We start from the raw sequence: 6,994 nt of genomic DNA, 5'->3' as shown, positions 1-6,994 counted from the left end.
ACATTGGGCGCATCGACCTTGACGTTGACGTCTTTGCTGCCGCCGCCGTTGAGGTTGATGACGCCTGTGAAGAAGAGCAGAACCACGATCGCGAGTATCGCGAGAACGACCGCGACAACCGTACCACCTCCACCCGAGTTCACAACCGTTGGACCGTCAGCCATTTGCTTTTCTCCTCTCGATTGCACTGTCGAGAAAACGGGCGCGTTACGGCAACGTTCCGCACAGGGGACCTCAGTCCCGGCAGCCATGAGACTGAAGTCTCATTGCCGGGCGCAGAGGGCCGGGCCGGTTGTTTCAAGGCAACCGTGGCCCTGCCAACCCATTGGTAAGGGGACCACCGGGTACGTCCCTTCATCGGCGGTCTCCGGGTGCCCGCCATCATCGTTCCCGTGTCGGCGGGCACCCGCCCCAGGGGGAGCCGCCATGCGCTTAGGAAACATGATAGCGGATGCGTTCGCCTTCCTGCTGTTGGCGTGTCTTGTCGGCGGCATTTTCCTGGCGTTCGGAAAGCCCTTCTGGCCTGAGCGTCGGGGCCAGGTGGCCGTGCCTCCCCAGGTTGGCGCATTCACGACGGCCTCGGTCGGCAAGCCCCGCCCGGGACCTGACCTGCCGCAAACGTTCGACCTTGGCCTGGCCCCCTCAAAGCCGGGACACTCGCCCGGTCCGAGGACGGGCGTGGAATGACGCCTGCCCGGCTCTGCCGCTGAAGCCATCCCCGATGGGAACGGAACCTCTTCACCCGCGTATGTTAGTCGGGCCGTTGGCCCATCCGGCAATCTGGCCAGGTTTCCCGCAATGACCAAAGCATCGCTACATCTGCTGAAAGGCGCCGGTTACCTGGTCTCGACGGCGAGCGCGATCCTGCTCGCCATCGTAAGCTGGAAGAGCGCCGCGCAAAGCCCGCTGCTGGTCGCCTGCCTGCTTAGCGGTGCTGCCGCATCGATTGTCGGCATGCTCTGCCGCTGGCTTTCCTACGAAATCGAAAAGCGCCAGGAAGAAAAATAGCGCGTGGCCCAGCGGAGTACCGTCGCGGCGGCCCGCTAAGAGCCCGCGCCACGGAGGGACCGATGACGCGGGCCGGCCGATGTTTGCCCACCAGCCTGCGTGGGACGCCAAGCAGCGACGCCACACACAGGACCTCAACCATTCGAAACGGCTAATGTTCCCGGCTGCTGAGATCCTCGGCCAGACCACCGGGCTTGAAATGAGCAGGTGCTTCGAGAAAGGCGTATCTGGCGCCCGCCCAGGCCGATGCGGCGCGCGGTCTTCCTGGCGCTGCCGGCTAGGCTTCTATTCCTGCAACCACCAAGTCACGACACCAGGGATGGAACGTTTCACGGCAATTCATGATTGGTGGACTCGCGCGCCCCGTCGAGCGTTTAATTCGCGACGGGCGAAGGAAGGGCAAATTCACGAAGGGAGGAATGTGGATCGATGAATTATGAATTCGAGACCAACCTATCCGACGACCAGCAGCCCTATGAAGTCACCGCTTTTGCCAAGAAGCACGGCCTGACGGTTCCGGCCGCGGATGCCGTTTTATTCGCCAAGGGGCCATCCCGGGCGGCGTGCGACGCGGGCGCATTGGCATTCCTGTGCGCTGTCGCGCAATACGCCAGCAGACGATCTCCGCATTAGGCTCCGGATGAGCGTGGCGACAACCTCGCCACGCATGCCGGCGCAGGCCTATAGAGTCGCGCAGAGCTATCTCAAACCGAGAAAGCTAAGTATCGCGATGACGATGACCACGGCTCCGACCAGCCAGATGATGTTGTTCATGACGCGCTCCTTCGCCCGAAATGGGTACTGGAGTGACAACATCAGCGACAGCTAAAGGTTCCGACCGCAAACGTGCCGCACCTATCGAGGATCAGGCGGTGGACTGGCGGGTCTTTGCAACAAAACGGCTTGGTGATCGTTTCTCATGCGCCAGATATTCCTGGCTACTCCAGCCCCTCCCGCCGGCAGAGCCGGCGGGTTCTTTTTGCTGCCTTCGCCCGGGAATGCCATGCCGCTGCGTTCCATGCTCTGACGTTGCAACTTCAGTCGCATCCAGCTTCGGACCATGGCCCTAAACGCGGAACGAACCCATCCAAGCGCCGTTGGTCAACACCGGCAGCTCCCGCTGGCAGCGGTTGAGCGCGGGCAAGGCTCCAGCGCACGGCGGGAGGTGCGTGGCGCTGGAGCCTTTTGAAGTCAGAGATAGGGCGCGCGTACAATGGATGATCGTCACGACAGCGCTATGGAAGTTCGGTGGCTTCTTGCCGTGCCTGCCGGTCTCTGGCTTACGTGACTGGCGATACACAGCGGCCCGACAGCCTGTTGGGGTAACTTCGACTGACCGCCGGGCCTGACCGGCTTGGGGGCTTCGGGGGCGGGCAAGCCGGCTAGGACGACACTAGTATTAGCCAGCTCGCAACATAATCCGATTGTCACTCTTTCCCCCGCTTTTGCTCCGCACGTGCCGAAGTTGGCTGCACCGACGTAGCGTGAAATCCCCGCCACATCGGGCCGGCCTTGATCGGCCTGACCAAGTCCGCGCCAGCCTGTTGCGGCCGCCTTCCGGTCTGCCAGCTCTCGATAGAGATCGCCGCGGGGCGCCGCGCTCAGTCGAGCCTTCTCGACCAGTCGTCGAGCTGCCGCTGCGCCTCTTCCTTGGCGATGCCGTAGCGCTCCTGGATCCGCCCCACGAACTGATCGCGATCGCCTTCGATGCGGTCGAGGTCATCGTCGGTCAAGTCGCCCCACTGCTCCTTGGCCTTGCCTTTGACCTGCATCCACTTTCCCTTGATCTGATCCCAGTTCATAACTTGTCTCCTTTGTTGTCAAAGGAGAATGGGTCCGGCGCGACAATGTTCCGAACGATCGGCCCACGCATGCGGGCCTTCCTCGGCAACGCCATCAAATGTGATTGAAGGCAGCGCCGCGTTTGGCAATCCTGCCGGCAGCAAAGCGCAGGCGACATGCAAAGGAGGATCGGCAATGCCTCATCTTCACATGAAGGCGGTCGACGTGGTTGTCGATCTCCTTGACGCGGCCGAGTACGTCGACAAGCTCAGCGAGCAGGAAGAGGGAACTCCTGCTCGAGGCCGCCACCGTGCTCGCCGAACTCTTGAAGCGGAATGTTCCGTCCAGCCTCGATGAGCTGGACGCAGTGGAAGGCGCTGAGGCGCCAGCCTTGGCGAGGGGCTGATCAGCCTTGCGACCACGCATGGCGGCCTGCCCTACCCTGGCAGGAAGCTGCAAAATTTGCCGGAAATCGGCCACGGCCGGCGCGCGTCCCGGCCCGGCCCATCTCTCCGACGGCGGGGCCGATCCGCCTTTCAGGCCTTGCCGGCTTTCGACTTGCTCGCCGCGGGCTTTGCGGCCTTGGTCGCGCTCTTGGTGGCAACAGTCTTGGTGGCAGCGGTCTTGGCGGGCTTCGCTGCGGCAGGCTTCTTCGGTGCAGCTTTCTTCTTCGGCTTGGCCTCGCCATCGATCTCGGCCGTCGCCTGGTCCCAGTGCTGAATATCCGCGCCCTCGGGCCGGCCGGCCTTTTCCCAGATAGCGTGTGCCCGCTGGCGAATGCGTTCCTGCCTGTCGTCCGTCACTTGTTGCCTCCGTGGTTGGGTTCCATTCCGGTGGTCCACGGTAAACACTAGCGGAAATTTGAGCCGGCGTCTTGAGCGCAGCGGAGGGGACTTGCGGCAATAGCGCCCCAACGAGAGTGTGATCCCCTCGCTCCTGGCGAGCAGGGTTGTCATGCGCAGTGGCGCTGGCCTAGTGCGCCATGACGGCGACGCCCAGCAGGGCTGCCTTCTTGGTTATCAGCCCGGCGAGATCGGCGTCCGAGCGTTCGGTGCCGGTGCGGCGACGCAGCTCGCCGATTGCCTCCGTCATGGAAAGCAATCCCGTTCCCCGCTCGGCCAACAGCTTGTCGCAACAGGCCGCCACATTCTCGGAGTTGGGGGTCTCGACATGCGGCAACATGGACGTGCTCCTTCCCTGCCCCAAAACCCCTCGCCCCGCCGCTTCGCGCGAAGCGGCGGGGCCGTCATGCATCAGCCCGGTGCCCCGGCCTTATTTACTCTATGACCTCAATGACCCTGCGGGTGCCGGGATCGACCAGCACGGTATGGTCGCCGACGACCGTGTATCTGTACTGGGTGTCGGGAACCTCACGCAGTTCCACCGTGTCCGGCAAGGTCGAGCCGACATTGAGCTCGACGCCGAGAAGGTTGATCGAGGCCAGCGGATGTTTGTGGACGTACTCGCGGATGACGGTGCGCTGCTCGGGCGTCACGATCACCTGATCAGCGGCGGCGGCGCCGATGCCGGCAATCATAGCCAGCCCGGCGACAGCAGTAATAAGAGCAATTTTCATCTCTGCCTCCTGTTGGTTGGTTTCGAGCTTCGCCCCGCCTCCACGGACCGGCGAAGCGCGAGAGTTCGAATTGGCGGGCTCTCCGGGGCAAACGCCGGCACGGGGCTCTTGTTCCGCGAGCCGGCACTAATTGATCCGCCGTCGGCGTCGGAACCAGGCGGCCGTTCCAGCATTGAAGGCGAAGAGTCCAGCGGAGGTGCCTTATGATTGAAGATCTGCCTTTCGACCCGCCGATCGCCGTCGCCGTTGGCGCCGGCTTCAAACGGGACATTGCATCGCTGGCGGAGATGCAGAACTTCCTAAAAGAATGGCCGCCTGCCGAAGACACACGGCTGCAGAAGATCGCTATCAAGGCCTGCGAGGCGGCGCGGGCCGGACACGTGACCATCGAGCAGACGCGACGCGCCTTCATGGCTTTCGCCAAGGCCGCGGGCATCGTCTGGACCGGCGTCGATCCGGTGACGACGCTGCGCCGGGCCAAGGTGCGGACGATCCGCGCGGCGCGCGCGCCGCACGAGCGTCATACGCGCTGAGCCGAGCCTCCCAATCACTATTGCTTCGGCGGCTGCGGCGGCACTTCGCCGGGCTTGATCACCGGCATGTTGCCTTCCTCGGGCGCCGGCTGGGCCATGCCCTGGTCGCCGGTCGGCGGCGGCTGCAATACACCGCCGCAAGGCTTGAGCTTGCCGGTCAGGCCATTGTCGCTGCCGCTGTCGGCGGCCGGTTTCTGCTCAGCGCTGCCCTGCCCCTGCGGCTCGGCCTGGCATGGGCCTGCGGACGCTTTGGTCTGGTCGGGGTTGTCCTGCGCGGCCGCCGGACCGGCCAGCGCCATCACCAGCAGCGCGCATGGCGCAAAGGCGAAAGGTTTCATGGTCTGGCTCCTTTCCTTGTCCGGGAAAGAACGCCGGGGCCGATTGGTTCCCTGGCGGACCGGGGCGCTTGCGCTGCAGCCGGTCGGGCGGGAACCGGTGGCAAGGCGGCGAGTTCAACCTTCGGAACAGATTTTCAGGTGCCAGCGCCAAGGAGGCCAGTCATGGAACCGCGCAAGAGACCGAACGACGAGGTCGAACCGTCAACGGCCGACGACCGGACGCCAAACGACGAGGTGGAGGCGCCCACGCCAAGACAGCAGGATTGGGACGCGGTGAAGGGCGCGAGCATCCTTCCCGACGAAAGCCTGCCGGAAGCGGATGTGCCGGAAAGCGCCGGCATCGAGAAGGAGGGCGAGTTACCGGAGGAGGACGACGACAACCCCTACCAGGAGAGCGACGAGGCATTGCCGGACGATGCCGAGGAAGCCGCCATCAAGCGCGACCCGGCAAGGCGTGGCGGCCCCTTCGACGAGGTATAAGGCTCGCGCCGACAGGCACGAGCACGCTTTCGTCCGTGAGGGCGGAACGGATAGGTTGGATGCTGACAGGGTGATGCTGGACCGGCACGCGGCCGGCGGCGGTCAGTTCGGCGCGCTGTCGCCCACCGTCTCGGCGACAAAAGAAGCGGCGATCAGGTCGTCGGCATCGATGCTTAGGGAGCCGTCGGCGCCCCCCATGATGGCCGCAACCTTCTGGAAGGTCTTCATCTCATGTTCGGTGATGCTCGCACTTCGCATCCTGGCCCGCAGGTCGGCAACACGCATCCCCAATGCCGGGGATGTTCCGATTTCGCGCTTCGACATGGTAGCTGTGCTCCGTTCCCCGACCCGTTTCTGGTTGCCGCCGATTCGTTTGCCCGATCTGCCTCGCACAGCCTGCCTATTATTGAGGCAACACGAAGTCAGACGCGGCAACGCGTGGTGAGAGGGAAAGGTTCCTGCATGTATCGGCATATATTAGTCACGAAATAATACGAGCTGGCCCGCCCGCCGCTCTGGCAAGCGGCGGGCGCCATTTCAGGTCACTGGATGATCTTTACGATCTTGCGGGTGCCCGGATCGACAAGCACGGTCTGATTGTCGACGACCACATAGCGATATTTGACGTTGGGAACTTCGCGGAGTTCAACGGTGTCGGGAAGTGCGGTGCCGACATTGAGCTCCACGCCCGGAAGCTTCACCGAAGCCAGCGGCTGCTTGTGCACATACTCCCGGATGACGGTTTCCTGCTGCGGCTCGATGATGACGTCCTGAGCGGCCGCGGCGCCCATGCCGGCGAGCAGCAGCAAGCCTGCGGCAGCTGTCTTGAGATGCAGTCTCATGATCGTCTCCTGTCTTTACCGACGACCTCCTCCACCGCGCGCACAATGCCGTCCGCAGCCGGGCCGCCTCGGTCGTTAACGCCACCGCACAGGGCTTGTTCCTGGATTTTTTGACTTGGTGGCCGATCCGATTTGGTCATGGAATCCCGCCCAATTTGCTTCGGAACAAAGGCCCTGAGCCGAAGTTACCCCAACGAAGGGACGACACTTCGAGGAGAGTTCTCATGAAACATATTCTGATTACCAGCATGCTCGCGCTCGGTGTCGGCTGTGGCGCCGCGATGGCGCAGGCACAGGCGCCGGCCGAGGCCCAGCCAAGCGGTGACAACAATTGCGCCGCCGGCACCGCCGATTGCCAGAAGGGCGGCAAGGCAGGCGAGCAGGCCCAGGGCAAGGCCAAGGTGAAGACCGACGAGCAGGCGCAGGGCAAGGCCG

General features: G+C 63.7%; 12 protein-coding genes and 1 pseudogene. 5 read left to right on the top strand and 8 right to left on the bottom strand.

The genetic code is table 11. From position 1 onward, the window contains the following. Positions 1 to 798: 798 nt before the first annotated feature. Complete coding sequence (locus tag EN780_RS23885) at positions 799 to 1,008, top strand: hypothetical protein (protein WP_128275501.1); 210 nt, start codon at positions 799 to 801, stop codon at positions 1,006 to 1,008. Between the two features lie 429 nt (positions 1,009 to 1,437). Next, complete coding sequence (locus EN780_RS23880) at positions 1,438 to 1,641, top strand: hypothetical protein (RefSeq protein ID WP_127284208.1); 204 nt, start codon at positions 1,438 to 1,440, stop codon at positions 1,639 to 1,641. 968 nt (positions 1,642 to 2,609) lie between these two features. Here the strand turns inward: EN780_RS23880 and EN780_RS23875 are convergent. From EN780_RS23875 to EN780_RS23855, 5 genes are all read right to left on the bottom strand, one after another. After that, on the bottom strand, positions 2,610 to 2,810 hold the full coding sequence (locus EN780_RS23875; protein WP_128275500.1) for a CsbD family protein: 201 nt from the start codon (positions 2,808 to 2,810) through the stop codon (positions 2,610 to 2,612). 94 nt (positions 2,811 to 2,904) lie between these two features. Then, positions 2,905 to 3,270 carry a hypothetical protein gene (locus tag EN780_RS23870; RefSeq protein WP_128275499.1) on the bottom strand — a complete coding sequence of 122 codons (366 nt, stop codon included), beginning with the start codon at positions 3,268 to 3,270 and terminating at the stop codon, positions 2,905 to 2,907. Positions 3,271 to 3,326: 56 nt separating this feature from the next. Continuing rightward, entirely contained in the window at positions 3,327 to 3,593 is a 267-nt protein-coding gene (locus EN780_RS23865) for a DUF2934 domain-containing protein (protein ID WP_127311525.1), read from the bottom strand. 169 nt (positions 3,594 to 3,762) lie between these two features. Beyond that, the gene (locus EN780_RS23860) at positions 3,763 to 3,972 is read right to left on the bottom strand and encodes a hypothetical protein (RefSeq protein ID WP_127284203.1); all 210 of its coding nucleotides are present in this window, start codon (positions 3,970 to 3,972) and stop codon (positions 3,763 to 3,765) included. Positions 3,973 to 4,066: 94 nt separating this feature from the next. After that, positions 4,067 to 4,366, bottom strand: coding sequence for a DUF1236 domain-containing protein (locus EN780_RS23855; RefSeq protein ID WP_127284202.1), 300 nt, complete (start codon positions 4,364 to 4,366; stop codon positions 4,067 to 4,069). A gap of 203 nt (positions 4,367 to 4,569) precedes the next feature. Between EN780_RS23855 and EN780_RS23850 the strand changes: the two genes are divergently transcribed. Beyond that, positions 4,570 to 4,899 carry a DUF982 domain-containing protein gene (locus EN780_RS23850; protein ID WP_245478377.1) on the top strand — a complete coding sequence of 110 codons (330 nt, stop codon included), beginning with the start codon at positions 4,570 to 4,572 and terminating at the stop codon, positions 4,897 to 4,899. A 17-nt stretch (positions 4,900 to 4,916) separates the two neighbouring features. Here the strand turns inward: EN780_RS23850 and EN780_RS23845 are convergent, their stop codons facing one another. After that, positions 4,917 to 5,237, bottom strand: coding sequence for a hypothetical protein (locus EN780_RS23845; protein ID WP_127311066.1), 321 nt, complete (start codon positions 5,235 to 5,237; stop codon positions 4,917 to 4,919). A 162-nt stretch (positions 5,238 to 5,399) separates the two neighbouring features. Between EN780_RS23845 and EN780_RS23840 the strand changes: the two genes are divergently transcribed. Then, complete coding sequence (locus EN780_RS23840; protein ID WP_128275498.1) at positions 5,400 to 5,717, top strand: hypothetical protein; 318 nt, start codon at positions 5,400 to 5,402, stop codon at positions 5,715 to 5,717. A 102-nt stretch (positions 5,718 to 5,819) separates the two neighbouring features. Here the strand turns inward: EN780_RS23840 and EN780_RS23835 are convergent, their stop codons facing one another. Both EN780_RS23835 and EN780_RS23830 read right to left on the bottom strand, forming a co-directional pair. Then, positions 5,820 to 6,041 carry a hypothetical protein gene (locus EN780_RS23835; RefSeq protein WP_127284199.1) on the bottom strand — a complete coding sequence of 74 codons (222 nt, stop codon included), beginning with the start codon at positions 6,039 to 6,041 and terminating at the stop codon, positions 5,820 to 5,822. Between the two features lie 218 nt (positions 6,042 to 6,259). After that, a complete protein-coding gene (locus tag EN780_RS23830; RefSeq protein WP_128275497.1) occupies positions 6,260 to 6,559 on the bottom strand; it encodes a DUF1236 domain-containing protein in 300 nt (99 codons plus the stop codon). Between the two features lie 224 nt (positions 6,560 to 6,783). Here EN780_RS23830 and EN780_RS23825 point away from each other — a divergent pair. Continuing rightward, positions 6,784 to 6,994 (top strand): annotated as a pseudogene (locus EN780_RS23825) (hypothetical protein); the annotation flags it as partial.

Origin of the sequence: Mesorhizobium sp. M4B.F.Ca.ET.089.01.1.1, from assembly GCF_004022605.1 — a bacterium.
Taxonomy (GTDB): Bacteria; Pseudomonadota; Alphaproteobacteria; order Rhizobiales; family Rhizobiaceae; genus Mesorhizobium; species Mesorhizobium abyssinicae.
This window is presented reverse-complemented; position numbering and strand designations above follow the sequence as displayed.